The organism is Arthrobacter sp. Alg241-R88, assembly GCF_900537115.1.
In the GTDB taxonomy this organism is placed as follows: Bacteria; Actinomycetota; Actinomycetes; order Actinomycetales; family Micrococcaceae; genus Arthrobacter.
This window is the reverse complement of sequence record NZ_UNRG01000001.1, coordinates 57204-83753: the sequence shown is the minus strand read 5'-3', so window position 1 is coordinate 83753 and position 26550 is coordinate 57204. Positions and strand designations below refer to the sequence as shown.

The 26550-nt window shown below is 66.0% G+C and carries 29 protein-coding genes; 9 read left to right on the top strand and 20 right to left on the bottom strand.

Going from position 1 to position 26550, the window contains the following annotated elements:
• Positions 1-45: 45 nt before the first annotated feature.
• Positions 46-642: a LysE/ArgO family amino acid transporter gene (locus G6R19_RS00360; protein ID WP_163161234.1), complete on the bottom strand. Its 597-nt coding sequence runs from the start codon at positions 640-642 to the stop codon at positions 46-48.
• A 69-nt stretch (positions 643-711) separates the two neighbouring features.
• Between G6R19_RS00360 and G6R19_RS00355 the strand changes: the two genes are divergently transcribed.
• Positions 712-1671: a LysR family transcriptional regulator ArgP gene (locus G6R19_RS00355; RefSeq protein WP_163161232.1), complete on the top strand. Its 960-nt coding sequence runs from the start codon at positions 712-714 to the stop codon at positions 1669-1671.
• Here G6R19_RS00355 and G6R19_RS00350 read toward each other — a convergent pair.
• Positions 1631-2557 (bottom strand): NERD domain-containing protein, encoded by a 927-nt coding sequence (locus G6R19_RS00350; RefSeq protein ID WP_163161230.1) that lies wholly within the window; start codon positions 2555-2557, stop codon positions 1631-1633. The genes G6R19_RS00355 and G6R19_RS00350 overlap by 41 nt on opposite strands.
• A 245-nt stretch (positions 2558-2802) precedes the next feature.
• Between G6R19_RS00350 and pgm the strand changes: the two genes are divergently transcribed.
• Complete coding sequence (gene pgm / locus G6R19_RS00345; RefSeq protein WP_163161228.1) at positions 2803-4467, top strand: phosphoglucomutase (alpha-D-glucose-1,6-bisphosphate-dependent); 1665 nt, start codon at positions 2803-2805, stop codon at positions 4465-4467.
• On the opposite strand, the gene G6R19_RS00340 is transcribed toward pgm, so the two are convergent.
• Both G6R19_RS00340 and G6R19_RS00335 read right to left on the bottom strand, forming a co-directional pair.
• Positions 4464-4955 (bottom strand): 2'-5' RNA ligase family protein, encoded by a 492-nt coding sequence (locus G6R19_RS00340; protein ID WP_163161226.1) that lies wholly within the window; start codon positions 4953-4955, stop codon positions 4464-4466. The genes pgm and G6R19_RS00340 overlap by 4 nt on opposite strands.
• 130 nt (positions 4956-5085) lie before the next feature.
• Entirely contained in the window at positions 5086-5691 is a 606-nt protein-coding gene (locus G6R19_RS00335) for a malonic semialdehyde reductase (RefSeq protein ID WP_163161224.1), read from the bottom strand.
• 195 nt (positions 5692-5886) lie between these two features.
• Here G6R19_RS00335 and G6R19_RS00330 point away from each other — a divergent pair, with 195 nt between their 5' ends.
• Positions 5887-7233, top strand: a complete 1347-nt coding sequence (locus G6R19_RS00330; protein WP_163161222.1) for a solute carrier family 23 protein — start codon at positions 5887-5889, stop codon at positions 7231-7233.
• 9 nt (positions 7234-7242) lie between these two features.
• On the opposite strand, the gene G6R19_RS00325 is transcribed toward G6R19_RS00330, so the two are convergent.
• From G6R19_RS00325 to G6R19_RS00305, 5 genes are all read right to left on the bottom strand, one after another.
• A complete protein-coding gene (locus G6R19_RS00325; protein WP_163161220.1) occupies positions 7243-8214 on the bottom strand; it encodes an SGNH/GDSL hydrolase family protein in 972 nt (323 codons plus the stop codon).
• The gene (locus G6R19_RS00320; protein ID WP_163161218.1) at positions 8211-9071 is read right to left on the bottom strand and encodes a GAF and ANTAR domain-containing protein; all 861 of its coding nucleotides are present in this window, start codon (positions 9069-9071) and stop codon (positions 8211-8213) included. Before G6R19_RS00320 ends, G6R19_RS00325 begins: the two co-directional genes overlap by 4 nt.
• A gap of 102 nt (positions 9072-9173) precedes the next feature.
• Positions 9174-10073, bottom strand: a complete 900-nt coding sequence (locus G6R19_RS00315) for a glycosyltransferase family A protein (RefSeq protein ID WP_240341707.1) — start codon at positions 10071-10073, stop codon at positions 9174-9176.
• A 173-nt stretch (positions 10074-10246) separates the two neighbouring features.
• A complete protein-coding gene (locus tag G6R19_RS00310) occupies positions 10247-10618 on the bottom strand; it encodes a hypothetical protein (RefSeq protein ID WP_163161213.1) in 372 nt (123 codons plus the stop codon).
• 49 nt (positions 10619-10667) lie between these two features.
• Entirely contained in the window at positions 10668-11567 is a 900-nt protein-coding gene (locus G6R19_RS00305; RefSeq protein WP_163161211.1) for an SDR family oxidoreductase, read from the bottom strand.
• 210 nt (positions 11568-11777) lie between these two features.
• On the opposite strand from G6R19_RS00305, the gene G6R19_RS00300 reads away from it, so the two are divergent.
• Together G6R19_RS00300 and G6R19_RS00295 are read left to right on the top strand one after the other, a co-directional pair.
• Positions 11778-12275: a DUF6328 family protein gene (locus G6R19_RS00300; RefSeq protein ID WP_163161209.1), complete on the top strand. Its 498-nt coding sequence runs from the start codon at positions 11778-11780 to the stop codon at positions 12273-12275.
• Positions 12276-12419: 144 nt separating this feature from the next.
• Complete coding sequence (locus G6R19_RS00295) at positions 12420-12734, top strand: LuxR family transcriptional regulator (protein WP_163161207.1); 315 nt, start codon at positions 12420-12422, stop codon at positions 12732-12734.
• 27 nt (positions 12735-12761) lie between these two features.
• On the opposite strand, the gene G6R19_RS00290 is transcribed toward G6R19_RS00295, so the two are convergent.
• The 5 genes from G6R19_RS00290 to G6R19_RS00270 form a co-directional block, all read right to left on the bottom strand.
• Positions 12762-13886 (bottom strand): glycerate kinase, encoded by a 1125-nt coding sequence (locus tag G6R19_RS00290; RefSeq protein ID WP_163161205.1) that lies wholly within the window; start codon positions 13884-13886, stop codon positions 12762-12764.
• Positions 13887-13975: 89 nt separating this feature from the next.
• Positions 13976-14785 carry an SDR family oxidoreductase gene (locus tag G6R19_RS00285; protein ID WP_163161203.1) on the bottom strand — a complete coding sequence of 270 codons (810 nt, stop codon included), beginning with the start codon at positions 14783-14785 and terminating at the stop codon, positions 13976-13978.
• 19 nt (positions 14786-14804) lie between these two features.
• Positions 14805-15224 carry a hypothetical protein gene (locus G6R19_RS00280; protein WP_163161201.1) on the bottom strand — a complete coding sequence of 140 codons (420 nt, stop codon included), beginning with the start codon at positions 15222-15224 and terminating at the stop codon, positions 14805-14807.
• Between the two features lie 91 nt (positions 15225-15315).
• A complete protein-coding gene (locus G6R19_RS00275; RefSeq protein ID WP_205484173.1) occupies positions 15316-15765 on the bottom strand; it encodes a hypothetical protein in 450 nt (149 codons plus the stop codon).
• Positions 15766-15899: 134 nt separating this feature from the next.
• A complete protein-coding gene (locus G6R19_RS00270; protein ID WP_163162785.1) occupies positions 15900-16673 on the bottom strand; it encodes a class I SAM-dependent methyltransferase in 774 nt (257 codons plus the stop codon).
• Between the two features lie 233 nt (positions 16674-16906).
• Here G6R19_RS00270 and G6R19_RS00265 point away from each other — a divergent pair, with 233 nt between their 5' ends.
• The 3 genes from G6R19_RS00265 to G6R19_RS00255 all read left to right on the top strand — a co-directional run bounded on the left by G6R19_RS00265 (position 16907) and on the right by G6R19_RS00255 (position 21330).
• Entirely contained in the window at positions 16907-18544 is a 1638-nt protein-coding gene (locus tag G6R19_RS00265) for an ATP-binding protein (protein ID WP_163162783.1), read from the top strand.
• Between the two features lie 18 nt (positions 18545-18562).
• Positions 18563-20095: an EAL domain-containing protein gene (locus G6R19_RS00260; protein ID WP_163161199.1), complete on the top strand. Its 1533-nt coding sequence runs from the start codon at positions 18563-18565 to the stop codon at positions 20093-20095.
• A gap of 284 nt (positions 20096-20379) precedes the next feature.
• Positions 20380-21330, top strand: coding sequence for an EAL domain-containing protein (locus tag G6R19_RS00255; protein ID WP_205484172.1), 951 nt, complete (start codon positions 20380-20382; stop codon positions 21328-21330).
• Positions 21331-21434: 104 nt separating this feature from the next.
• Here G6R19_RS00255 and G6R19_RS00250 read toward each other — a convergent pair whose 3' ends face one another.
• Positions 21435-21671 carry a DUF6480 family protein gene (locus G6R19_RS00250; protein ID WP_163161195.1) on the bottom strand — a complete coding sequence of 79 codons (237 nt, stop codon included), beginning with the start codon at positions 21669-21671 and terminating at the stop codon, positions 21435-21437.
• Positions 21672-21810: 139 nt separating this feature from the next.
• Here G6R19_RS00250 and G6R19_RS00245 point away from each other — a divergent pair, with 139 nt between their 5' ends.
• Positions 21811-22269 carry a hypothetical protein gene (locus G6R19_RS00245; RefSeq protein ID WP_163161193.1) on the top strand — a complete coding sequence of 153 codons (459 nt, stop codon included), beginning with the start codon at positions 21811-21813 and terminating at the stop codon, positions 22267-22269.
• Here G6R19_RS00245 and G6R19_RS00240 read toward each other — a convergent pair.
• The 5 genes from G6R19_RS00240 to G6R19_RS00220 form a co-directional block, all read right to left on the bottom strand.
• Entirely contained in the window at positions 22266-23078 is an 813-nt protein-coding gene (locus tag G6R19_RS00240; RefSeq protein WP_240341706.1) for a glycerophosphodiester phosphodiesterase, read from the bottom strand. The two genes, G6R19_RS00245 and G6R19_RS00240, sit on opposite strands and share 4 nt — an antisense overlap.
• Positions 23079-23126: 48 nt before the next feature.
• On the bottom strand, positions 23127-23375 hold the full coding sequence (locus G6R19_RS00235; protein WP_163161191.1) for a hypothetical protein: 249 nt from the start codon (positions 23373-23375) through the stop codon (positions 23127-23129).
• A gap of 111 nt (positions 23376-23486) precedes the next feature.
• Positions 23487-24305: an HAD family hydrolase gene (locus G6R19_RS00230; RefSeq protein WP_163161189.1), complete on the bottom strand. Its 819-nt coding sequence runs from the start codon at positions 24303-24305 to the stop codon at positions 23487-23489.
• Positions 24306-24314: 9 nt separating this feature from the next.
• The gene (locus G6R19_RS00225) at positions 24315-25124 is read right to left on the bottom strand and encodes an IclR family transcriptional regulator (protein ID WP_163161187.1); all 810 of its coding nucleotides are present in this window, start codon (positions 25122-25124) and stop codon (positions 24315-24317) included.
• 136 nt (positions 25125-25260) lie between these two features.
• Positions 25261-26514: an aminopeptidase P family protein gene (locus tag G6R19_RS00220; protein ID WP_163161185.1), complete on the bottom strand. Its 1254-nt coding sequence runs from the start codon at positions 26512-26514 to the stop codon at positions 25261-25263.
• Positions 26515-26550: the final 36 nt, after the last annotated feature.

Below are 26550 nucleotides of genomic sequence, written 5' to 3'. Positions count from 1 at the left end.
GAGTTTTGATTCCCAGCCTACCGCCGAAGCACCCTCCGGAACCGGTCAGTGCACTACAAGCCTGACGGCGAGCACCAGCATCAACACCCCGATGGCCAGGTCCACCCAGCGCCAGGTCCGCGGGCTGCGGAGGACCCCCGCCAGACTCCGCGCCCCGTACCCCAAGGCGGAGAACCAGAGCACACTGCCGGTGACGGCGCCGCCCGCGAAGACCCACCGGGTCCCGGCGCCCTGCTGGTTGGCGAGGCTGCCCAGCAGCACCACCGTGTCAAGGTACACGTGGGGGTTCAGGAAGGTCAGGGCGACCGCAGTGCCGACCACCGAGTGCTTCGATCGCGGAGGTTGTTCGGTCAGCGAGGAGGGCTTCAACGCCGCGATGAAGGACCGGACCGCAAACCAGAGCAGGTATGCAGCCCCGCCCCAGCGCAATATCTCCAAGGCCTCCGGAAAGCGGGTGACCAGAGCGCCGATGCCGGCTGTGCCGCCGAGGATCAGCAATGCGTCACCCGCCATACATACGGCCACCACCGCACCAACGTGTTCCCGCCGGATTCCCTGGCGAAGCACGAAGGCATTCTGCGCCCCGATTGCCACGATCAACGCGAGGCCGGTGAGGAGTCCGGTCATCCCTACAGTCCACATGCTTCGACGCTAAAGGACTCAGAGGATGTAGACAAATAACGGATTCTGCGAAGCCATTAGAATATCTTCATGAACTTCGAGCACCTCAGAGCACTGACCGCCGTGGTTGACGAGGGCACTTTCGAGGCCGCGGCGGACGCGCTGTCCATCACCCCGTCCGCCGTGAGCCAGCGGATCAAGGCTCTGGAAACCTCGGTGGGCCAGGTCCTGGTGCGCCGCCGGGCGCCGTGCACTGCCACCGACGCGGGCAGGCTCTTGCTGCGCATGGCCCGCCAGGTACAGGTGCTTGAGGCCGAGGCATCGACCGCGCTGGGCAGTGGCGGGTCGTCCCGGACCCACCTGCCGTTGGCTGTCAATGCGGATTCGCTGGCCACCTGGTTCGTCCCGGTCCTGGCAGAGGCAGCCGGCTGGGATGACACCACCATCGACCTCCATGTCGAGGACCAGGGATACAGCAGCCAGCTCCTGCGGGAAGGGGAAGTCATGGGCGCAGTGACCTCTGATCCCGTCCCGGTAAGCGGCTGCCGGGTAGAGCTGCTGGGGCACATGCGCTACATCCCGGTGGCCGCCGCCGGACTTCATGACCGGTTTACCACTCCCGACGGCCTGGAGTGGGCGGCGATGCCCGTGCTGAAGTTCAACGCCAAGGACACCCTCCAGCGTCAGCTGCTCGATGCCAAAGGCATTGACCCGCTTCCGCCCACCCACACCGTTCCGTCCTCGGAAGGATTCCTCGCCGCTGTCAGGGCCGGGCTGGGGTGGGGAATGATCCCGGAACTGCAGCTCACCGGTGAGATTGCAGAAGGGTCCCTGGTCCGCCTGGAGGACAGCCACCAGGACGTTCCCCTCTACTGGCAGTCCTGGACGCTGGACTCCGAACGGCTCAACCGTTTCACGGAGACTGTCCGGCAGGCCAGCAGCAAACTGCTGGTTCCGGCCCACGCCAGGGCACGCACGGAACAGCCGCCACCACGGCCCGGCGCTGGGGCTAGTACCCCCAGTACGGCAGGATATAAACGGCGAAAATGACGAATGCTGCGAGCAGCGCCAGGCGTCCCGCGCCTGCTCCCGGATGCTGGTGGGCCTTAGCGTTCCGGCCCTGTCTTACCCCGGCTGCCTTGAGGTGGCGGCCCGCCGGATGCCGGGCATAGCTCCCGCTCCGGGTTGAGGTGTTCCTGCCCGTTGCAGGCCCGGGGCCACCTTCGGAACGGGAATCCTCAGCCGTTGCCCGTCCAGTGGCACCCTCAGCCGCTGGGCCACGTGGCGGCAGGGCACCCGTTGGCTGGACCACAGTCCCTGGCCGGACGTTCCGGAATGCTGTAATCCCGGGCTCCTGTTCATGCGTAAGCTGCTGGCCGAGGTGCGCGTAAATCCCCACTACGGTCTGCTGGTCCAGCACTGACGGGAGCGATTCGATGGCACCCACCACACGCTGGGCACCCGCTACGGCGACATCGGAGTTTGTCACGCCAAAAAGGTCCGGCTGCTCGGCCATACAGATGAGCGGACGCACCAGCCGGCGGTGCGGCGGGGCCATCACGGAGGCGACGGCAGCGCATTGGGCCAGTGCACCTTCCACGGCCTGGGTCCGGGCGTAGCGGCCCTGCCACAGCACCCCCGAAGAGACTTTGACTTCTCCGGTCCAGTTCTTGGCGTCCACCACCACCACACCGCCCGGCCCCACCAGGACGTGGTCCAGGTTGGCCTTGGGCCGGCCAGGCCAGTGGACGTCGTGCAACACGTACCAGCCGCGCGGCACCAGTTCGCTCAGCTTCTCTGCCACCACGTGCCCGCCGGCGGCACCGGCATCCCAGGCCTGGGTGGAACGTTCGGCCTGGTCGAGCCGGCGCTTGAGCCTGGCAACCCTTTCCGCAGCCAGCCTGGCCTGCTCCGTTGCCCCGTCCCCTGCCCCCATGGCCGCCCTGCTTCCCTTGCCGGAGGACGACGGCGGGAGGCCGCCGTCGCCCTTTGCTTACGGACATTCCGCCCGATTTTTCGAAAATAACAGGGCGTGCAGGCGGCGGTATATAAGTACTTTGTGGCCCCGGTACTCAGGTCCGCTACTTGGTTGATGACATTCTTCCGTCACAGGGCGGGACACAGTGGCCGGATTATGGACGGATCGTTTTGGCTGCGGCCCGGGTCTGGCATGCTGGTCCCATGGCTAGCCGCGCGGGTACAGTTGCCCAACCCCAGGACCTTGTTGACATCACTGCGCTTCTCGATGCGTATTACGACATCACGCCGGATCTGGGTGACCCCGGCCAGCGCGTGGCGTTCGGCACCTCGGGGCACCGCGGTTCCAGCCTTAAGGCGTCATTTAACGAGAAGCACATCGTCGCCATCACCCAGGCCATCGTGGAATACCGGGCTGGGCAGGGCATCACAGGCCCGCTGTTCCTGGCCAAGGACACCCACGCCCTGAGCGAGCCGGCGCAGAACTCCGCGCTTGAGGTGTTGGCCGCCAACGGCGTCCAGGTCCTCATCGACGCCCGGCACGGCTACACCCCCACGCCGGCGCTGAGCCACGCCATCCTCACATACAACAGGAACGCCGGTACCGGGGCTCCGCAGGCTGACGGCATTGTGGTCACCCCCAGCCACAACCCCCCGGCCGACGGCGGCTTTAAGTACAACCCGCCGCACGGCGGCCCGGCCGATTCGGATGCCACCGGCTGGATCGCGAACCGCGCCAACGAACTGCTCGAGAACGGCCTCCGGGGCGTCAAGCGCATCCCGTTGGCCGACGCGCTGGCGGCTGACACCACTGGCAAGTTCGACTTCCTCAGCAGCTATGTGGACGATCTCCCCTCCGTCCTGGACCTGGACGCCATCCGCGAGGCCGGCGTCCGGATCGGCGCGGACCCCATGGGCGGCGCCGCGGTGGACTACTGGAGCGAGATCGGTGAGCGCCACCACCTGAACCTCACCGTGGTTAACCCGAGCGTGGACCCGCAGTGGGCCTTTATGACGCTGGACTGGGACGAGAAGATCCGCATGGACTGCTCCTCGCCCGCCGCCATGGCCTCGCTGATCAAGCGGATGTCAGACGCTTCATCGTCCGGCCAGTCGGCCTTCGACATCGCCACCGGCAACGACGCCGACGCGGACCGCCACGGCATCGTCACGCCGGACGGCGGGCTGATGAACCCCAACCACTACCTCGCCGTCGCCATCGACTACCTGTACCGCAACCGCAGCGGCTGGAACCCGGAGTCAGTGGTAGGCAAGACGCTGGTGTCTTCCTCGATCATCGATCGCGTGGCAGAAAGCCTGGGCCGCAAGCTCGTAGAGGTCCCGGTGGGCTTCAAGTGGTTCGTGCCGGGCCTGCTCTCCGGTGAAGGCGCATTCGGCGGCGAGGAGTCCGCCGGCGCGTCCTTCAACAAAAAGGACGGCAGCGTCTGGACTACGGACAAGGACGGCATCCTGCTGGCCCTGCTGGCCTCCGAGATCACCGCCGTTACGGGCAAGTCCCCGTCCCAGCTCTACAAGGGCCTGACGGACCAGTTCGGTGCGCCCGTCTACGCGCGCATTGACGCAGCAGCCACGCGGGAGCAGAAGTCGGCACTCGGCAAGCTGTCGCCGTCGGACGTGACGGCAACTGAGCTGGCCGGCGAGCCGATCCTCGCCAAGCTCACGGAAGCGCCCGGCAACGGGGCCTCCATCGGCGGACTCAAGGTGGTCACGGAAAACGCCTGGTTCGCCGCCCGCCCGTCCGGCACCGAGGACGTGTACAAGATCTACGCCGAGTCCTTCAAGGGCGGGGATCACCTCAAGCAGGTGCAGGCGGAAGCCAAGGCGCTGGTGGACGGCGTCATCGCCTAGCCGGGCGCTTCGTCCAGACTCCACAGCCGCAGGACACGCCGGACGGTGCGGTCACCGTCCGGCGCCATGTCCACCAAGGCGATCCGGTCAAGCACGACGGCGTCGCCCGGGTTCAGGCGCTTGGCCCCGTGGTGTGAAACGTGCGGCCGGTAACCCGACATTGTGTGCGCCGGCGTGAGGATCTTGCCGCCAAGGCTCTCGGCGGCGGTGACCAGCTGCTCATGCAGGGCCTGCAGGTCCGGCTGAGGTTGGATGAGGCTGACGGGCACCAAACCGTTCCGGCCGAAACCGGCGTCCGCCCCCACCGTGAGGGGGGCGCCCAAGGCTGCCCCGGCGTACGGCGCCGCGAGGACTGCCGCCCGTTCGGCCAAGTCAGCAGTGCCGACGTCGAACCTCACAAGCGTGATGTGCAGGGGCCAGTGCGTCCGCGGGAAAACCAGCCCGTCCGCCACGGGCTCGACGAAGGCAACCAGGATAAGGTTCCGCATCAGCCCAGTCTCCCACCGCCCTGACACCAACGCTCTCTCACATAATGCGCCTTAAACGCCATCGCTCTCTCACGGGGGAGAGAGCGATGGCCGAAATGACGCATTAAGTGAGAGAGCGTCCGGGGGGGGATTAGACGGTACGGACTACATCCTCGTAGGAGAACTTGGGCTTGGCTTCGCCCCAGGCGTCCTCGGCCGGCTGGCCGATGTTGACCACCAGGAAGCTTTTCTGGTCACCCGCGGGGAAGAAAGCGGCATCGATGGCACCGAAGTCAGCGCCGGTCATGGGGCCGGCTGCGAACCCGAGGGAGCGGACGGCCAGGATGAAGTAGCCGGCCTGCAGGTGGGCGTTGTTGTTGCCCGTAGCGGCAGCCAATTCCGGGTTGGCGTCGTACATGGCCTTCGGAGCGTTGTAGCCGGGGAGGAAGTTGTCCCACTGCCCGGCCCAATCGGTGTCGTAGCTGAGGATGGCTACCAGCGGGGCGGAAGCGGTCTTGGCACGGTTTCCGGGCATCAGGGCGTCCACCAGCTTGGCGCGGGCCTCGTCCGAGCGGACGTACGTGACGCGCAGGGGCTGGGAGTTGAAGGCTGTGGGGCCAAACTTGGTGAGTTCGTAGATCGCCTGGGCCTGCTCGTCGGTCACCTCTCCGGTGAAGGAGTTGGCGGTGCGGGCCTGGGCGAAGATGGCGTCGACGGCGGCCGAATCGATGACTGCTTCTTCGTGGGCAATGGTCATGGGCTTACCTTTCGCTGCGCCTCCCCGCTGCTGGGGCGGCCTCGTTGCTTTCCATAGTTGCAACTTCAAGTAGTCAGGTCCTCTTCCCGTGACGGCAGGTGACGTTGGGCACAGCTGACCGGCATAAAAGGTGGGCGGTATTCTGGAGCAAGTTGCGATCTTCGCCCCCGGCACCCCTTTGAAAGGCCCCCACCCATGAGCATGCTCGGAATCAAGTGGAAGCTGCACGGCACCGGCAAGTCCATCAAGCCGGGCCACGTGGTGGCCCCGGACGAGCGGCTGGCCTGGCCGCTGACCATCGGCGTGGGCATGCAGCACGTGGTGGCGATGTTCGGCGCCACCTTCCTGGTGCCCATCATCACCGGGATGCCCCCGGCCACCACTTTGTTCTTCTCGGGCATCGGCACGCTGCTGTTCCTGGTAATCACTAAGGGCCGTGTGCCCAGCTACCTCGGCTCAAGCTTCGCGTTCATCGCCCCCATCACGGCGTCCCAGCAACAGTTCGGCGTGCCCGGCGCCCTGGGCGGAGTGGTCCTGGCCGGCGCGGCGCTGGCCATCGTGGGAGCCATTGTGCAGAAGTTCGGAGCAGGCTGGATCAACCGGCTCATGCCGCCCATCGTTACCGGCGCCATCGTGGCGCTGATCGGACTCAACCTTGCCCCCGCAGCGAAGAATAATTTCGACGCCGCCCCCGTCACCGCCGTCGTTACCCTGGCCACCATCATCCTGGTCAGCGTCCTGTTCCGCGGCATCCTGGGCCGCGTCAGCATCCTCGTGGGTGTGGTGGTGGGCTACCTCGTGGCCATGCTCCGGGGCGAGGTGAGCTACGACAAGATGGAGGCAGCCGCCTGGGTGGGCCTGCCGCAGTTCCAGACCCCGGAGTTCCATGTGGGCGTCCTGGGCCTGTTCGTGCCCGTTGTACTGGTGCTGGTTGCCGAGAACATCGGCCATGTGAAGTCCGTAGCAGCCATGACGGGCCAGAACCTCGACGGCGTCTCCGGACGTGCGCTTATGGCTGACGGCGCCGCCACCGTCCTGGCCGGCTTCGGCGGCGGTTCCGGCACCACCACCTATGCCGAGAACATCGGCGTTATGGCCGCCACCAAGGTCTATTCGACGGCGGCCTATTGGGTGGCAGGCGTCTTCGCCATCCTGCTGAGCTTCTCCCCCAAATTCGGGGAGCTCATCGCCACTGTTCCGCCGGGGGTACTGGGCGGCGCCGCCACCATGCTGTACGGCATGATCGGCATCCTGGGCGTGAAGATCTGGGTACAGAACAAGGTGAACTTCTCCAACCCGGTAAACCTCACCACTGCCGCCGTTGCCCTGATTATCGGCATCGCGGACTACACGTGGACCATCGGCGACCTCACGTTCACGGGCATCGCACTCGGTTCAGCCGCCGCCCTGGTCATTTACCACGGCATGAAGGCCATCGCGAAGGCCAGGGGAACGGTGGCGGACCCCGAGACAGAACAGGCTGGGCTGCCGCCTGCAGCCAAGGCAACGATGAACGCCAAGCGGTCACCGAAGAAGCGTTAGGCCAACGAGCTAGGCGACTTCACCGGATTCATCCACGTCCTCCCGCTCCGCCCCGCCCTCCAGCATTGCCGTGCCCGCGGTCCCGCCACCGATCCTCGTCATCGCATCCCCCAGGCTGTCCGGCGCCATGCTCCCGGCTGGGTGGCCGGGAGGGAACGGACCAGGGAGGCCAACGCCGAAGACCGGGCCGGCCTGCGGCCTCTTTGCGGCCAGGGACTCAGGCCGGGGCCGGAGCCGCCGCAGGACCCACGGAAACAGGTATTGCCTGGCCCAGATCAGGTCTTCCGCCCTGGCCTGCGTCCAGCCATGGGATGGGACCGGCCGCGGCTGCAGGGCCTTGAGCGAGTGCGGTACTCCCAGCGCGTCCAGGGTGGCAATGGCGACGGCCTGGTGGCCCAGCGGCGAAAGGTGGAGCCGGTCCCTGTCCCACATCCTGGCGTCGTGGAGCGCCGGCAGGCACCACAGGTCCACCATCACGGCGTGATGGCGCAGTCCGATGGTGTGGAGGTGTTCGTTGTAGATGGCCAGCCTTCCCCGGATCTGGCTAAACACCGGCGTGCTTCCCCAGTCCGGTCCGGCGAACAGCAGGACCGTGGCGCCGGTTTCGGCCAGCAAACCCACCGCCTGGTCCATCTTCTCGGCCAGCTTGTCGGGATCGCCCCGGTGGAAAACAACATCGTTTCCGCCGCCGGACATTCCCACCAGGTCCGGTTTGAGGGCCAGGGCCGGCTCCAGCTGCCGGTCCAGGATCTCCTGGAGCACCAGCCCTCGCACGGCAAGATTGGCATAGGCGAAGTCACGCTGGCCAACGCTGAGTTCCTCCGCCGCCCGGTCAGCCCAGCCCCGGAGTCCGCCGATGCTGAGGGGCTCGGGGTCGCCCACCCCTTCGGTGTAGGAGTCGCCGAGGGCTACGAAGCGGTGCCAGGGGTGCCGTGCTGCCGGCGGCCGTCCTGGCCACGTCTCCTGCTGGTGGATAGTCATGACCGCCGTCCTCTCGCCCTTGGGGATGGATCCGTTTCCGGTGCCGCGACTGCCTCAAGCGGCTGGTCCAGTTCCGCCGGCGCCACCAGGCGGAAGTCCTCGACGTCTTCGAAGGCCTCCCTCCGTGGCCCGGCAGGATCCCTGCCGGAGACCGGCGCAACGATGGTCAGTGCTGCATCACGGAGCCCCAGCTCGTGGTGCGACGCCTCCCGCTGCAGGAACCGCAGGGCGCCCTCGCGCGAGAGGCCGTACTCGTCCATGAGGCTCCGCACCGCCAGGTCCACCAGGACCAGGGAGCTCTGGGCGACGGCGAGGCCCGCCGTCGCTTCCGCGCGCTCCGCCACCCGGACTACCACCCGCAGCGCACGGGCCACCTGCTGAACGTAGCTCCGGATTCGGAGAAGGTCATCACTGGTGAAGGCATGGGGTGAGGACGCGTACAGGTTGATGGCGGCGCTGGTCCCGCCCTCGGCCACGATGGGGACTGACAGGAGCGACTGGACACCATGGCTTGCGGCCGCGCTCGCGTACCCGGGCCAACGCCGGTCCCGGCTGACGTCGGACAGCAGCACGAATTCGCCGGTCCGCAGGGCCTCGATGACTGGTCCGTCAGCAAAGGAACACTGTTCCCGGTCCGCTTCGCGTGCTTGCTCCGCGCTGGCAGCAATGGTGTGCCCTTTTCCCAGGCGGAAGAGGGTGGCTGCCCAGACGATACCGCGGCCTTCGCCCTTGATGTCCGCCATAAAATCATGCGTAACTTCCCAGAGGTAGGTCTCGACGTCCTTACTGTCGAAAACCGGCTCCGGGGGCATTGGAAGCGGTCCCCAGCCAACCTGCCCTGTGGGTTCAGCGGCCATGTTCCCACGCCTTTGTTGAGCGCGTCGGCCTACTGCAAAACCTCGATTTTTAAAGAATACGTCGCCCACCCTGCGGGCGGGAGGGGCAGCGCGTTTGGTTGCCTAGTCCGCGGCTGCGGTGTTTCCTGAGTACGCCTGTGAATGTGCGCTTAGGACGACGTCGTAGGCCTCCACCCGGCGGTCCGTGACCGTGGTGGGGGACTCCAGATGGACGGCTCCGGAGGGCAGGATGCCAGCGGCGCCATACCTTTCCATGACCTGCCATTGGGCCACGACGTCCTCCCCCGCGTGGTCAACGGGAAGGCTGGTCCAGAAGGCGAAGCCGCCTGCAGCGTTCAGGGCTTCCCGCCGGTAGAGCACGCATCCCCCGAGCCAGGCCACGCGGTAAGGCACCCACTCCCCCGGTTCCAGGGACAGGTCAGCGCTGAGATGGCTGAGGTTGGCGGCGCTATGAAGCGGCCAGCGATCAAAGCCGGGGGCCCCCGGCCGGATGCGTTCCGCCGTCACAGGGCCATCCCACGCTTCAAAGCCTGCTGTTTGCTCCGGCCGCCTGTCATCGAGGTAGGACAGTCCCTGGGGAGCCATCCCCACAAAACCGCAGTCCAGTTCGTCCAGTGCCCGGCTGAGCCGCTCCAGGGCGCCCGGCTCCAACCAAACGTCATCGTCAAGGAAAAGGCACTTCTCCGCCGTCGACTGATCCAGCAGGTACTGGCGGTGCTCGGCCAATCCCCGCCGCGGCAGGTGGCGGAGCAACGTGACCGGGCGGCCCTGGGCTTCGAGGACCCGCACCATCGCCGCGGCTGCAGGATGTTCCCAACCAGGAGTATCAGTGGACTGGTCGCTCACCACCACACGGAATGCTGGGTCAGCCTGCCCTGCCAGGCCGGCCAGGGTCACGGCCAGTTCTGCCGGGCGGTTGCAGGTGGGAACGAGCACGTCAACTGCCACACTGTCCGGCACCTCAACACGCCGTGCCCACTGTTCTGATGATCTCCTGCTCACAGCCACCTCCTGGCGCCGCCTCGGCATTGATAGTGAATGGGTTCGCTGGTTCTGTACCCACATCACCGGAATGTATGCCCGGGCACGGCGAAGGCCTCCGCCCGCTGCCATCCCGGCAGGGGCGGAGGCCTTCAGGGGTGGGTGCACCGCCCTCCGACGGGACACCCAAGCGGTTACCCGGCGTCGAAGCTTTCACCGCCGTCGTCGTTGGGTGATTTCTCCTCCGGCAGGTCATTGCCGCTGCCGTCCGGGATGCCGGCGGCTTCCTGCCCGGGCTCGGAGGACACCGGGGCAGACCCCCGGGAGTCATCGTTGCCTTCATCCAGCTCAGCCTCACCGGAGGGAAGGTCCACGTCGCGCGGCACCGGATCCTCACTGGTACCGGACTGCGGTTCGTTCGTGCCGACGCTGCCCGAGTCGCCCGTACTGCCGGTGTCCGAGCCACCGGCGGAGGCCTGTGCCCCGCCCAGTTCCTGCTCGGCGGTGGGAGTGCCGTATCCGCCCGGGTCCGTTTCCGGCTGGGCGTGCTGGTTTTCCTGCGTCATGGTTCCTCCTGGTGTGCGTGGGATGAAATTGAACTGCGGGGGTGGCTGCTCAGAGCCCCTTACCGCCGGTGACCGGCAGTACGGCCCCCGAGATGTAGGACCCGTCTTCCGAGGCCAGCAGGACGTAGGCCGCGGCAAGCTCGGCCGGCTGGCCTGCCCGTTCCAGCGGTGTGTCCTGGCCGAACTTGGGGAGCTTTTCAGGCCATTCGGTGGCCGGAATCAGCGGGGTCCAGATTGGGCCGGGAGCCACGGCGTTAACGCGGATTCCCTTGGGGCCAAGCTCCTGTGCCAGTGCTTTCGTGAACGCCACTTGGGCCGCCTTGGTCATCGCGTAGTCAATGAGCCCGGGCGAAGGGTTGAAAGCCTGGATGGAAGCCGTGGTGATGATCGAGGCACCGGCCTTCAGGTGGGGCACGGCCGCCCGCGCCGTCCACAGCAGCGAGTACAGGTTGGTCTTGAAGACCCGGTCGAATTCCTCCGTGGGCAACGACTCCAGGCTCTCGCGGTTCTTCTGGTATGCCGCGTTCAGCACCACCACATCGAGGCGGCCGAACTCGGCCGCCGTTTCGTTGGCGATCCGGGTGCTGAACTCCTCTTCCCGGCCGTCACCGGCAAAGAGGAGGACCCGCTGGCCCGCCTTACGGATCCAGTCCGCGGTGTCCTGGGCATCCTCCTCCTCTTCGGGAAGGTAGGAGATGGCAACGTCGGCACCCTCACGGGCGAAGGCGATGGCTGCGGCCTTGCCGATGCCCGAATCCCCGCCCGTAATGAGTGCGGCCTTGCCCTGCAGCTTTCCGTGCCCCTCATAGCTGAGTTCGCCGTGGTCTGGTTTCGGCTCCATGGGCGCCGTCAGGCCGGGCTGCTTCTGCTCCTGCTCCGGGAACGGGCCCGCGTGGTAGCCGCCCCGGGGATCCTTCGGCTGGTCTGTCTGCTTGTCCGTGTCGCTCATAGTCCGCCTACTCACTCTGTCGGTTTCCGAAGGCCCCGCCGTGCACCGGCCCTTCGAAGCTATCCCGGCCGGCGGAGCAAAGTCCACCGTTCCGTGCGAATAATCAGTAAACTTATCAAATGTGGGCGGCGGCGCAACGTTGTCCCGGTTTCTGGGTACCTGGGGAGTAGAAAGGTAGCCAAGGCCAGGATGAGGTGGGAAGGAGAGGCAATGTCGGATGTGGAGGATTACACCGGCCGGACGGGCAGGAATGAGACCCGCGAGGAGCAGCTGGACCGTAACTGGGCTGAACTGCTCCAGGAGATGCGGGTGCTGCAGATGGGCGTGCAGATCCTGGCCGGCTTCCTGCTGACACTGCCCTTCCAGGAGCGGTTTGAAGACCTTGATGACTTCCAGATTGTCCTCTACCTGACGAACGTGGTGATCGCTGCACTGACCACGGCGCTCATCCTTTTGCCCGTGAGTGTCCACCGGCGGCTTTTCCGGAAACGGCTCAAGGAAACCCTGGTTGCCAGTGGGGACACCATCGCCAAGATCACCCTTGGCGGAATCGCGCTGCTGAGCGCCGGCACTGCCGCCCTGGTCTTTGACGTGACCGCCGGACGCTCGGCCGGCCTCACTGCCGGCGGAGCACTGATGGCCGTGATGGTGGTCCTGCTGGTTTACGTCCCCATCCACCTGAACAAGCGGGCTGAAGCGGCCAGGTAACTGGAAACCCGCACAGGGCAGCCCTGCGCCTCCTGGACCCGCCACGGAAAGCCATGACCCGCGTTCCCGCCCAGCTACACCATGTGTCCCGATACCAGCCACGCGGCCGGACAACCAGCCGCTGACAACCGACAGGAGAACCCTATGAAAGCACTTTTGCGAACTGCCTTGGCAGCCCTGCTGCTGCTTGCCGCACCGGCACTTTCAATCGGCGCCGCCCACGCCTCGATGCCCGCTGACAGTGCGGGGACCACCGTTGCGCTCTCCGCGGCATCTCCCACGCCTTCTCCCGGGGATACCGCCTCCACCGGCCCGGCCAATCCCGGAACCGGCGAGTCGGCCCAGAATGAGTCGACCCGCACAGACAACACGCCGTGGGTCATCGGCGGGGTCATCCTGCTGACGCTCATCGTGATCTTCATCTGGAATCGCCGGCGCAGCAACAAGACCATCGTCTAGGTTCAGGCGCCGGGCGCCGGAATCTGGCTACGCGCCTTCAAGTACCTGGCTTGTTGCCCAGGCCAGGTACTTGGCGGCGTTGGCCACCGCGTCTTCCGGGCCTGACGCGACGTCCAGCAGCTGCGCGGCAGCGACCACACCGTGCCCGGCCAGGTCTTCGGGAGTCACCAGGATCCTGCCGGCCACCACGATGACCGGGATGCCCCGTTCCCGGGCCGCGTCCGCGAGCGCAATCGGTGCCTTGCCGGTCAGCGACTGGACGTCCATGGAGCCTTCGCCGGTGATCACCAGGTCGGCTCCGGACAGTTGGTCCGCCAGGCCGGTCAGTCCCGCCACAAGTGCGAAGCCGCCTTCCAGCGCGGCGTCGGTAAAGGCAAGGAACGACGCCGGGAAGCCGCCGGCAGCGCCCGCCCCCTCAATATTGACGTCCCGGCCCGTGGCCTCGCGGAGCAGGGACGCCCAGTTGCGAAGTCCGGCGTCGAGCAGTTCCACGGACTCTTCGTCCGCGCCCTTTTGCGGGGAGAAAACGTGCGCGGCGCCCAGCGTTCCGTAGAGGGGATTGCGTACATCGACGGCGATGCGGAACCTGGTGGCGGCCAGCCGGGGGTCCAGTTCGGAGGAGTCCAGCGCCACGATGTCCGCGAGTGAGCCGCCGCCCAGCGGGACCACGTTTCCGGCGCGGTCGAGCGGCTTCAGGCCCAGGGCGCGCAGGGCACCGCTGCCGCCGTCGGTCATTGCCGATCCGCCGAGCCCCAGCACAATTTCGGTGGCGCCTGCGTCCAAGGCCGCCGCTATCAGCTGTCCGCAACCGTAGCTGTGTGCCCGAAGCGCGTTCGCCGGGGTGGGCTCCATGTCTGCCAGGCCGGAAGCCTGCGCCGTTTCAATGACCGCGGTGACCTTGCCGGCGTCGTCCTTCCGGATGGCCCAGGCAGCACCGACCGGGGCGAGGATGGGACCCACCACCGCGTTGATCCGTTCCTCGTACCCGGCAGCAACGGCGGCTTCAAGGGTGCCCTCGCCGCCGTCGGCGATGGGGAACTGGGTGGCGACGGCGTCGGGATAGACGCGCAGCGCGCCCTCGGCGATGGCGGCAGCTGCTTCGGCAGCCGTGAGGGAACCCTTGAACTTGTCCGGAGCAATAAGAATGCGCATGGGGTCCATCATGCCAGCCCTGCAAGGGAAAGCGCTTGCCCGTAGCGTAATACGGCCAAGCGCTCCCTCAGAGTCTCAACTGGGCGCGCCTACCCTTCGCGCCATTCATGGCTGGTGATGTGCGAGCCGCCCTGGGGGCCCATCTGCAGCATCCCGCCGTCCACCGCCCAGGAAGCTCCGGTGACATAGCTGGAGGCCGGCGAAGCGAGGAAGGCGATGACGGCAGCCACTTCCCGCGCGTCCCCTGGCCTGCCCAGCGGGACCCCCGGCCTGTCCTTCGCCGTCGGGTCCTCATCCTCCTGGCCCGTCATGGGCGTGGCTATCTCACCGGGGGCAACACTGTTGGCGGTAATGCCGTGCTCGGCGAGTTCCAGGGCCAGCGTCTTCATCAGGCCGCCCAGGCCGTGTTTGGATGCGTCATATGCGGACGACCCCACCCTCGGCTGGAACTCGTGCACACTGGTGACGGCAATCAGCCGCCCTCCCCTGCCCGCCTGCACCATGCGCCGGGCTGCCGCCTGAAGGCAGACGAACGCGCCGTTGAGGTTGGTGTCCAGCGTTTGCATCCAGGTGTCGACGTCGAGGTCCAGGAACCTGGTGCCATCTCCAGTCCCGGCGTTGCTGACGAATACGTCCACTCCGCCGAGCTCCTCGGCCAGTTCCTCGATGACGCCGCCGGCTGCCCGGAGCTCTGTGGTGTCCAGCTGCCGCACCACGGCCTTGCGTCCCAGGCTCCGGATTTCTTCGGCAGTGGCTTCGGCGCCGGCCTTGTCCGAATGCCAGGTCACGCCGACGTCCATGCCAGCTTTGGCCAGTGCCACGGCTGTGGCCTTGCCGATTCCGGAATCTGATGCGGTGACGATGGCGGTGGCGGGGCTAAAACCTGTGGTGTCCTGCATGGTGGCTCCTTTTGGGTAGTCAGGCGGGGCGGCGGAGTTCCGGGCGCGAGGGGTAGCCGGCGTCGTCCTCGCCGGCAGGCGCATCCTGCACGGCCATGAGCGGGACGGCAAAAGTAACCACAGGCCTGGCCTGGGCGTCATCCGCCGACCTCACCGTTAGGCTCCTGGTTCCCGGCGGCACCGAGGGGGTAAAGACCTGCAGGTTCCGGGAGCCCAGATTCGCGGAGTTGCGCAGCGAATACTCAGTTCCGAAGTGGTCCTGGAGGACGATGTTGGGCTCCGGTTCGCTGTCTGAGGCGAGCTGGATGTTGACAACCAGCCCCGTGGCCCAGATTTCGACGGAGAGGACGGTGAATGCGGTGTTGTCCGTGACGTGCCGGCCGTAGGTTGGTGGCAGCAGCATCCCGCGGAGGGAACCGGAAGGGATAAGTTCGCGCATTGTTGTTCCTGTGGTTACGCCTGCCGACGACGGGACAGCGCCGGAGGTGGTCCGGTGCTGCTCTTTCGGGGTACGGCTGGACGGATGCGGCTTAGGCGTCTTCCCGGCCGGGGTTTTCCAGCCGGAAGAAGTTGGATTGCTGGCCGTCGCTGCGCTGTTCCTGGTAAATGAAGTTCAGCTGGCGGGAGTCGAAGGTTTCGAACCATTCTTCCCAGCTGATGTGGCGGAGCTTGTCATTTTCGCCGCCAAAGTCGATCCGCAGCACTCCAAGGTGGTCACCGTGCTCGGTGCCCTCCACTGTGGCCGGAACGCCCTCGCGCTCCTCCGCCCACTGCCTAATGACTTCGTGGTGCGTGGTGACCAGGCTCCGGCCCTCGCGCTCAGGTTCGTCGTCCGTTGAGGTGACCTCCTGTGAATACTTCAGGGATTTGGATGATTCAGGACCCGTGCGGACCTTGCCGTCATCCGGGCCTGCGCCCAGGTCGTCTTCGTCCCGTTCCGCTTCAGCTTCGCGGCCCTTCTTGCCTTTGTCCTGTGCCATGGTGGCTATCCTTTCCCCTGGAGATAACTAGTAAGTCTACTTACTATGTAGCCTCCGGTTCCGCCTCCGTGTCAAGGGGCAGGGCCAAGGGGGCCGTGCGGATGCAGATTGTACCTCCGCCCGGGCAACTGCGGCTAGGACCGGGGGCGCAGCACGGCGTAATAGCCGGGGATCCGGCTCTGTTCGGCCACGTCCGTCATGGGGTTCGTCTCGATGGCCACGGCTCCGTCCTCGAGGAGCTCCCAGCTGTCCTCGGGGAGGACGCGGACCCGTTCGGCAGGGCCGAAATGGCCAGGCATGGGCAGTTCGCGGATTGCCCGCTCAAGGGGCGCAGGGATGCCCCTGGTGGTTGCGCCCAGGTGTGAAACGTAGTCCACAGGGTTTCCCTGGAAGTTGGTCTCGGCAAGGAACACCGCGCCGCCGCTGCCGGCAAGGAGCCGAAGGTTTTCCACCAGTGCTATCTGGTCATCAGGGCTCAGCACGTGGAGCACCCCGCGGATGAAGACGTTGGCTCCGCGTTCGTCCCCCAACCCGCTTGCGGCACCGGGCGCTGTCATGTCCCGCACCTCGTAACGGACGCGTTCGGCGATGTTGCCGTCCGCTGCGGATTCCGTGCGGGCCCGGGCAACAGCGTGGACGGATACGTCCACCCCTATCACCGCAGGGAAGACGCCGGCCAGGGCACGCGTGAAGCTGCCGTGTCCGCATCCCACGTCAACCACGGGAAGTTTCGGGTCCAGGTGGCGCACCAGCACATCCCGGTAGCCAAGGAACTCATTGTCCCTGCCGGAGTCCCAGAGGACCTCGCCGCCGGCACCGGTCACCTTGATGCCTGCCCAGTACCTGTCCCACGCCACGGGCCTGTCCTTATGCGCGGAACGGGACAGCCGGACGAGTTTGGGGAGCATCAGGTACTTCTGCCAGGCAGAGCGCACTGATTTCGCTGGGGAGGACACGCATCAAATATATGGTGTGCCCTATAGGGCAAGCAGCCAAGCGGTGCCGTTTGGGTGTGCCGCCCCTCCCTGCTCCGGTTGTTTCGTCACTCTTGCGGGATGTGCACCCTCTGCGGGTTCAACCAGCCGTCGTCGCCCTACAATGTACTCAACTGGGATCAAAGGGGGGCGTTGTGGCGGCTGACATGCCGTGGGACTCGACTGTGCCTCGCACCGCTGTTGTGGCGGACCCGGACGACGGCAGGCTGGCGGTCAACGCACAGGCACTGCGCGATGCCGGCTATGAGGTTCGCACCGCAGGGGATGCGAGCGGGCTTGCCGCCATGCTCGAGGCAGGCGAGCCGTCGGTCATCGTGGTTGACACGCTGCTGTCTGCGGTGGAAGCAGAAGCTCCCGTCCTTGTGATGGTGGACCTGGACAGCCCCGCCGAGCTCGCAGCCATGCAGCCTCCCGGCATCCACGACTGCATCGCTAAACCCGTGCCGCCCAAAGAACTGGTGCATCGCGCCACTGCACTCATCACGCAGGTGTCCCGGCGGGCAGCGGCGCGGCAGGAAGCCGAAGGTCTCCGGGAGCAGCTGAGGCTGGTATCCGCTGCCGTCCGTGGCACCAACGATCCGCAGCAGATTGCGTGCCTCGTGGTGGAGGGATTCGGCCGGACGTTCAAGGCTGACCACGTCCGGCTCTCTACTTTTGAGGACGAGCGGGTCTCCCCGATTGAAGCTACGTGGACAAGGCCTGGACTGGAGAAGCTTCCAGCAGCAGCGCTTCCGGATCAGGACTCTGCCAGGCACACTGCGGACATGCTCTGGGAGGCTGCTGAAACACTTTCCTTTGACGGGTCCGAAGAGGAAACAAAGCCGGGTGAAGCATCCGGCACCCCGCGCCTTGCACCGGCTGCGTCGTTACTGGCCGTGCCGATGGGTGAAGGAAGCTCCTCGCTGGGCATTATCTGGATCGTGATGCTGGACCAGCCCCGGCAATGGTCCCGCGCCGAGCTGGGGCTGATCCAGCATGTGGCGGGCAATGCCGCCCATGGGCTGATCCAAAGCCACCTCATCAGCAGCCAGCAGCAGGTTGTTAAGCAGCTTCAACAGCTCGACAAGGCGAAAACAGACTTCCTTGCCACGGTCAACCACGAGCTGAGGACACCGTTGACGTCCATCATGGCGTACCTGGACATGATCCAGGAGAGCACTGAGCAGCCGGTCTCCCCCGAGGTCCACCAGATGCTGGACATCGTGGTGCGGAACACGGAGCGGCTCCGGACGCTGATCGAAGACATGCTGAGTGTTTCCCGCAACGGCCTCGATGACAACCTGATGCACCTCACCCCGGTGCGCCTGGGGCACACCCTGGACCTTGTCGCCGGCGCGCTGCGTCCTTTGGCCCAGCTGCAAAACGTAACCATCGCCGTCGACCCGCTCCCTGAAGATCCTGAAATCCTGGCTGATGAGGTGCAGCTGCAGCAGGTGTTCACCAACCTCGTGTCCAACGCCATCAAGTTCACCCCCAGCGGCGGCCGGATCGAGGTGGGCAGCGAATCCCACGCCGCGGCGGATGGAACGCGGTGGGCCACCGTCAGCGTCGCGGATAACGGCATCGGCATCTCCAGCGAGGAAATCGACCACGTCTTCACCCGGTTCTACCGCGCGTCCAACGCCATGTCCGGCGCGATTCCCGGAACGGGCCTGGGCCTGGCCATCACCAAGGACATCGTGGCACGCCATGGTGGCCACATCGATGTGGCTTCCACCCTGGGCGCGGGTACAACTGTTACCGTCAGCCTTCCGCTGGATACCGACCGCAGCCAGGCCAACTGAGCAGGGGAAGGAGGACTGATGTTTGCTGACAATGACCCCCGGCTCTCCCAGCTGCTGGAAGGCATTGTCCGGCTGGCGTCGGGAGACCTCGCTTCCCGGATCGAGGTATCCGAAGCCCGCGATGAGCTCGACGCCATCATCATGGGCACGAACCTGCTGGCCGAGGACCTTCAGATCATCTACGAGGAGCTTGAACAGCGGGTGCAGGTGCGCACGCAACTGCTGCACGAGGCCCACCTGGAAATGCAGAAGATGGCCATGCAGGATCCGCTGACCGGCCTGGCGAACCGCTCGGCGCTCATCGAGGCTTTGCGCGCCGCGATTGACGACGACGATGCCAACGAAGGGCCCGTCATCCTGCTGATGGACCTCGATGCCTTCAAATCCATCAACGACAGCCTGGGCCATACTGCCGGTGACCAGGTCCTGATCACGGTGGGGGAACGGATCCGCGGGGCGGTACGCGCTACCGACGTCGTGGCGCGCCTCGGTGGGGACGAGTTCGCGATCGTTATGCCGGCGGTCTCCGCAGACCAGGCAGCCATCGTAGGACACCGCATCCTTACGGCGTTGACCGAACCGATTGAACTGCCGGGGCGAAGTATCCGCTGCGGAGCAAGCATCGGGCTAAGTGTTGGCGGAGCCGGGCAGACCCCCGAGGACATGCTGATGGAAGCCGACGTCGCCATGTACGCCTCCAAGGCGGAGGGCCAGAACAAGCTTCACCGGTTCGAACCCGGCCTCCTGCTGGTCCGCAGGCTCCGCAGCCAGCTCGTGGAGGACCTTCGGGCAGCCATTAAGAGCGACGGACTGACGCTGCACTACCAGCCGGTGGTGGAACTCAGCTCCGGCCGGATCGAAGGCGTGGAGGCCCTGGTCCGCTGGAACCATCCAACCCGCGGGCTCATCATGCCGGATGAGTTCATTCCACTGGCCGAGGATGCGGGGCTGATTTCCGTCCTGGGGCTGTGGGTGCTTCGCACGGCGGTGCACCAGTTGCGGCAATGGATTGACGAGTCCCTTGTGGACAGCCGTTTCTCCGTTCGGATCAATATCTCCGCCACCGACCTGCAAAGCCTTCAGTTCATTGAGGATGTACGGAGTGTCCTGAAGGAAACCCTCGTCCGGCCGGAACAGGTGGTCCTGGAACTGACGGAAGTGGCGATCGTCAAGGGCAACGAACTGGACCGCTACTCGCTCGGCGGGCTGCGCGGCCTCGGCGTGGGGATCGAGATCGACGACTTCGGCACCGGCTACTCATCCATCAGCTACCTGCGCCGGCTGCCGGTGGACCGGGTGAAGGTGGACCGTTCCCTCATCACCGGCCTGGGCACCGATCCCACCCAACCGGCCCTGGTGGCCGCCGTCCTGCAACTCGTCCGCGCATGCGGCCTGGAGGCGGTCTGGGAGGGCGTGGAGACGGCGGAGCAGGCAGAGATATTACGAAGTCTGGGCTGTCTCAGCGCGCAAGGCTATTACTTCAGCCGCCCTGTCCCTCCTGCTCAGGTTCCGGAACTCCTGGCAGGCCAGCCGGAAAGCGCTAACCCGTAACAGAAAAGTACTGCACTTTTGTCCGCCCCGATATACGATCATCGTGCTGGGTCTGATTTTCGTCGCCGTGGATGTCGCGGCTGATCAGCAGCACGGGACTTCAGAAGCGGTTGGAAATTGAACAACAAAGGGCCAATGGGTCATTACTTCGTCAACTGGGGGCGTAGCTAATGTCGGTTCGTGTGCAGGCGTGGGGAATCATCGCCGCTGTTTTGGCGGACTCGGATCCATCCGGGGCTGCTGTACGGCAGCGACTTAGCAACAGTCTCGACGAGAATCCGGGCGTGCCAGAACGGGCGTTGCTGGAGTATCTCCTCGAAACGCGGCGCAGCGACGCCAACACGGTTGAGACGCTGGACAGCGCCAGGAAAATGCGCCTGGAATCCGTCGCCATCCCGCCGAAACTCGCTGAACAGATTGACGCGATTCGAAGCATGTCACGCATCAGCGCTTTGCTTGACAGCCAGATGCTGATGACGGCTTTCCAACCCATTTACGGGCTTGCGGAAGAATCGGTTGTGGGAGTGGAGGCACTGTCCCGCTTTGTCAGCGACGACGGCGCTGCCGCGGAACTTTGGTTTGCGGAGGCGGCGGCGGTGGGCCTGGGCGCGAACCTTGAGTTTTCGGCCCTCGGATCCGCTGCTGCTGCAGCCAGGGATCTTCCCAAAGACCTGTACGTTTCGCTTAACATATCGCCCACTTCATGCCTGGACCCGCGCCTGCCGGAGCTGTTCGAGCACATTGACCTTCCCATCAGCCGGGTGGTGCTGGAACTGACGGAGACCATCAGCGATGAGGAGTACCCGCAGTTCATTGCCGCCGTTAGCCCCCTGCGCGAGAAGGGCCTGCGGATCGCCGTTGACGACACGCACCCCGAGGCCGGCGCGCTGAGCCGGATGGTGCACCTGCGGCCGGACTTCCTGAAGGTCGGCCGGAATGTCATTGGCGACGTGGACAAGGACGGCATCCAGAGGGCCATGGTCGCCTGCCTCGTGGACTTCGCCGGGCAGATCGGCACCACCCTGGTGGCGGAGGGCATCGAGACGGTCGGCGAACTCGAGGTCCTCACGGAACTTGGCATCAGTGCCGGCCAGGGCTACCTGCTGGGCAGGCCGTCCGTCCGGCCCCAGGACTGGGCCAGCTGGAACACCCGCCTCGACATGGACGGGCTCAAGCGGCAACTCGTCGGCCCCGAGAAGTCCGGCGGCAGCACCCCACCCAAAGACTCCCTCTGACCATCGGCTGCCGCCGGGACCTGCACGGCCGGCGGATGGCTGGAACCCAGGCGCCGGCCCGGCGCGGCCTAGCCGTGTCCGCCGGGCCGTTCCTGGCGGACGGTTTATTCGTCGTGCCCCTGGTCGGCGCTCATCTGGTCTTCCGCCGGCGGCGTCTCACCTGGCGGCACTCCCCCGCCGGGCTCCAGCCCCGTTACGTTGCCTGCCGCCGGGTCCGGATTCGCCGAGCCGGCGGAGTCCCGCCCGCCCTGTTGGGCCGCACCTGTCCCGTTAACGCCCGGCGGATTCTTGCCAGGCTGGTCAGGGTTGGCGGGATCGTTTTCCGGATGGTAGCTGCTCACAATACTCGTCCTTCCTGTGCCGGGCCGTGGTCTGGTACCCCAGCTCTGGACTAATTGTAAGCATGCTGATAATTCTGGAAGGGTAATTCCGGAAGTCCACTGGGGGCGCCCGGCACGCAATGTCAGAAGGAGCAGTCTCATGGGTATCGGCGACAGCATCGGCAAGGCAGCAGAGAACGCCATGGAGGACCTGGCAGGGACAAGCAAGCCCACTGAGAAACTGCATGTTCCGGACCCCTCGGATCCCAATGACGACGTGGAAGTCCACTCCTCCCTCAGCGAGGGATCCAATGCCATGGAGGCGGAAAAGCAAAAGGCTCCCGGCCTCAAGGCCGGCGCGGCCCCCGGCCCGGTCTCCGAAGCTCCCCTCGGCGGGGATATAGACGAAACGAACAATGACAGCGCGGAAGCAGGCCGAGGAACGGGCGACGACGGCCTGGCAGGCAGTGCCTCCGCCCCGGCCGGCGGGGCCGGGACGGCAGGCAGCGGTGGCCCCGGCGGCGTAACCGGTGGGCTGCCGGAAGGCGACCCGGATGAGCTGCGCGCAGATCCGTCTGAAGGCGACCAGGACCCTTCCACCAGCACTGGCAGGGGTTAGTCCTCCGGCTGCCCCGGCCACTCGCCGCGTTCCTGCAGCACGTCCCGGAGGAGGTCTGCGCGGTCGGTCACAATGCCGTCCACGCCGAGCTGGAGCAGGCGGCGCATTTCCGCTGGCTCATTGACTGTCCAGACGTGGACCACCAGGCCCAGGGCGTGCGCGCGGCGGATAAAACCGGGCGTCACCACTTCGATCATCCCGCGCCGCACCGGAACCTGGAGTGCCTGGACATCGCGCAGTACCCACCGCATAGTCCAGCGGAAGGCAGGTCCGGGAAGCACCCGGCCGAGCACGGTAAACAAGGCCACCGGAACCACTCCGGCCGATGACGCCACCGGACGGCTCAGCAGCTTCAGCACCGCCCGTCGCCGCCGGTCCGAGAAGCTGGTGACCAGCACGCGGGAATGGGCCTGGTGGCGTTCGATCGCGGCAGCGAGGCTCCGGACGGAGTTCCAGTCCTTGACGTCCACATTGAGGCGGGCCCCGGGCAGCCCGGTGACCAGGTCATCAAAGGTCGGGATCGCCTCGCGGCCACTGATGCGCGCACCGGCCACCTCAGCAGCGGTGAGCGCGGCGATCCGCCCGCTGCCGTCCGTTACCCGATCCAAGGTGTCATCGTGGAAGACGAGCACCACCCCGTCCGCGGTGGTGTGCACATCGGTTTCCAGGTAGCAATAGCCGAGTTCCACGGCGGCACGGAACGCTGCCATCGAATTTTCCAGCCCCTCCCGGGAAAAGCCCCGGTGGGCCATGGCGACAGGCGTTTGGGCGCCGGTATTGTCCGGGCTGCTGAAGAACGGCAAACTCACCCTGCGAGCGTACCGGAGCCGCCGGGACGCGGGCCGGGTATGGCCGGCCTAATCCTCCTCGGGAAGGATCTCCACGCCGTCGCTGCAGTGCAGCAGCGTGCGGCCGCGGCCGCCGTCGAGGTTTATCCACACCGCGGTGTGGTCCCCGGTGAGGGCGTCCACCAGGCCGCCGCTCTCGAAGCCGGGCGTGAAGACTACGCGGACGCGGTCGCCCTGGCGCAATTGCTTCCAATGCGGCGCGGGCGTTGCCCTGCGCAGCGGCACATCAACAGCGTCGTGCTTGGCGTTTTTTGCCATCGTTACCCCTTGAGCCGAAAGGGGAGCTCTTGGTCCCCTTCGCTCCACGGTAAGGAGCAAAAGTGAACACAAGGTGAGCGTCAGCTGGAAATTGCCCGCTGGCAGGCGGGATCAGGGAAGTTTGACGCCCAAAGACGCCAGGCGGGCCTCCAGGATCTGGGCCACGCCGTCGTCGTCAAAATGCGGTGCCTGCTGCCCGGCGGCGCGGATTGCCTCCGGGTGGCCGCTGGCCATCGCGTAGCCATGGCCGGCCCAGCGGAGCATCTCGATGTCGTTGGGCATGTCCCCGAACGCCACAACATCGGCGGCGTCGATGCCCAGCGCGGCGGCGTATTCCGCCAGCGTCACGGCCTTGTTGACGCCGGGCAGGCACAACTCCAGCATGGAGACGCCGGGCGACGAGTGCGTAGCCGCGGCCAGATGTGCGACGACGGGCCTCACCTCCGCCAGGAAGTCATCGGCGGTCCCCTCCCGGACAATCGCGAGGAACTTCACGACGGCGTCGTCCGTGGTGAGGGTTTCGGCCAGCGGCGCCGGGGTGAATTCCGAGAGCAGTTCCGAGGAGCCGTTTTCGATGAAGCCGGGCTCGAGGTGGAAGCCTGTCAGTGTCTCCGCGGCGAAGAGGGCGGCCGGGCGGAGCTCCTTGATGATGCGGCGGATCTCCAGCACGGAATCGATGGCAAGGGTACGGGCGGACACAAGCTGTTCAGCTTCCAGGTCCCAGACCACGGCCCCGTTGGAGCAGATGACGGTTCCGGTGTGCCCGAGCTGGTCCTGCAGGGGGTGGAGCCAGCGCGGCGGCCGGCCGGTGACAAAAACGAGTTCGACGCCGGCGTCGCGGCAGGCCTGGAAGGCGCGGACGGTGCGGTCGCTGATCTTTCCATCGTGCCCAAGGATCGTTCCGTCAATGTCACTTGCTACCAACCGCATCCTGCCAGTCTACGTGGCGGTCCCGCGCGCCCTGCCACCCAACCGGGCAGTGACCTTGGCTGCCGCGGCGGCACAGGATTCGCCGAGCGCCTTCAGCCGGTCCTGGGATACCCGGAACCGTGGCGCGGGGATCAGGACGGCAGCCACTACCTCGCCGCGATGATCGTAAACGGGTGCCGCCAGGCCCACCTCGTCGATGGAGGTTTCCCCGTAGTTGGTGGCCCAGCCGCGCTTGAGGTCATCCTTCAGGCGGACCAGGTAGGCGTCCAGGCTCGACTCGTCCAAGCCGGGGTAGGTGATGGCACCGCTGCTAAGGAGGGAACGGACGCGGCCTTCGGGTTCCTGCGCAAGGAACACCTGGACCGAGGCGCTGAGGGCATCGTTATAGCGGGCGCCCAGCGGGGTGGTGTGCTTGATCTGGTGGTGGCTGGCGATTTGCTCGACGCAGATGGATTCATCACCGCTCCAGACCATGAGGGCGCTGGTTTCGCCGGTCTGCTCCGACAGCTCGCGCAGCACGGGGTAGGCGACGCGCCGCTCCTCCAGTTCCGCCAGCAGTGGGCCGGCCACGGCGATCAGTCCGAGTCCAAGCCGGAAGCGGCGGGTCTCGGCGTCACGTTCCACCAGGTGTTCCTGTTCGAAGGTGGCCAGGATCCGCGAGACGGTGCTCTTGTGCAGCCCTATGCGGTTGGCGATCTCGGTGACGCCCAGCAGGGGCTCGTCCGCGGTGAAGGTGCGGAGGACGGCGATCGCATTAACGATCACGGAGGCGCCCTTGGTGTCGCCGTTGGCTGTGGTCTCGGGTTCTGTTGCGCTCATGGTGTTACCCATCATTCCTTAGCGGGTGCCGGAAGCGGCGCCGTGATGATGACGCCGCTTCCGGTTTGTCCCCTAATGGGGCCAAACGCCGCCGCGTTCCCCGCCACGTCTTCGAGGCGCGGGCGCGGCAGGGGAACTAGGCGCCGATGATGTTGTACTCGGGCCCGAACGGGAACTTGGTGATGTTCTCCGCGCCGTTCTCCCCCACCACCAGGATGTCGTGTTCGCGGTAACCGCCGGCGCCCGGCTGGCCGTCGAGGACCGTGATCATGGGTTCCATGGAAACCACCATGCCCGGTTCGAGCACCGTGTCGATGTCCTCGCGGAGTTCCAGCCCGGCTTCGCGGCCGTAGTAGTGGCTCAGGACGCCGAAGGAGTGTCCGTAGCCGAAGGTGCGGTTGGCCAGCAGGCCGTAGCCGACGTAGATCTCGTTGAGCTCAGCGGCGATGTCCTTGCACACCGCACCGGGCTTGATCAGCTCAAGGCCGCGTTTGTGGACCTCGACGTTGATGTTCCACAGTTCCAGCGAGCGGGCATCGGGTTCGCCGTAGAACAGCGTCCGCTCGAGGGCCGTGTAGTAGCCGGAGGTCATGGGGAAGCAGTTCAAGGACAGGATGTCGTGTTCCTGGATCTTCCGGGTGGTGGCCCAGTTGTGCGCGCCGTCGGTGTTGATGCCGGACTGGAACCACACCCACGTGTCGCGGATTTCAGAGTCCGGGAAGGTGCGGGCGATCTCGTGCACCATGGCCTCGGTGCCGATCAACGCCACCTCGTACTCGGTGATCCCGGCGGTGATGGCGTTGCGGATGGCTTCGCCGCCCAGGTCTCCGATGCGTGCACCGTGCTTGATGACCTCGATTTCTTCGGCGGACTTGATCATGCGCTGGCGCATGGCTGCCTGGGCAACGTCCACGAGGGCTGCGGACGGGAATGCGGCCTGGATCTTGTTGCGGTTGTCCAGCGGTAGCGAGTCGTCCTCGACGCCGAGGCGGCGCGGGTTGATGCCGCGGGTGCGCAGGACTTCATGGATGGCGAAGATGTAGTTGTCGCGGCGCCAGTCCGTGTAGACGATGTTGTCGCCGTAGCTCCGGCGCCAAGGCATGCCGGCGTCGATATTGGCCGTGACGGTGACAGTGTCATCCTTGGTGACCACCATGCCGTAGGAGCGGCCGAAGGTGGTGAAAAGGAAGTCGGAGTAGTACTTGATGGAGTGGTAGCTGGTGAGGACGACGGCGTCGAGGTCCTTTTCCGCCATGATCCGCCGGAGCCCGGCGAGCCTGCGTTCGAACTCTGCATCGGAAAAGGTGAGGGTGACTTTTTCGCCGTTCTTGAGGACCTTCGTGCGCTCCAGTTCGGCGACGGTGGTTGCGTTCTCGGTGGTGATGGTCATCGTGGTGATGCCTTTCTGTGGTGCGTTTCTTCAGGT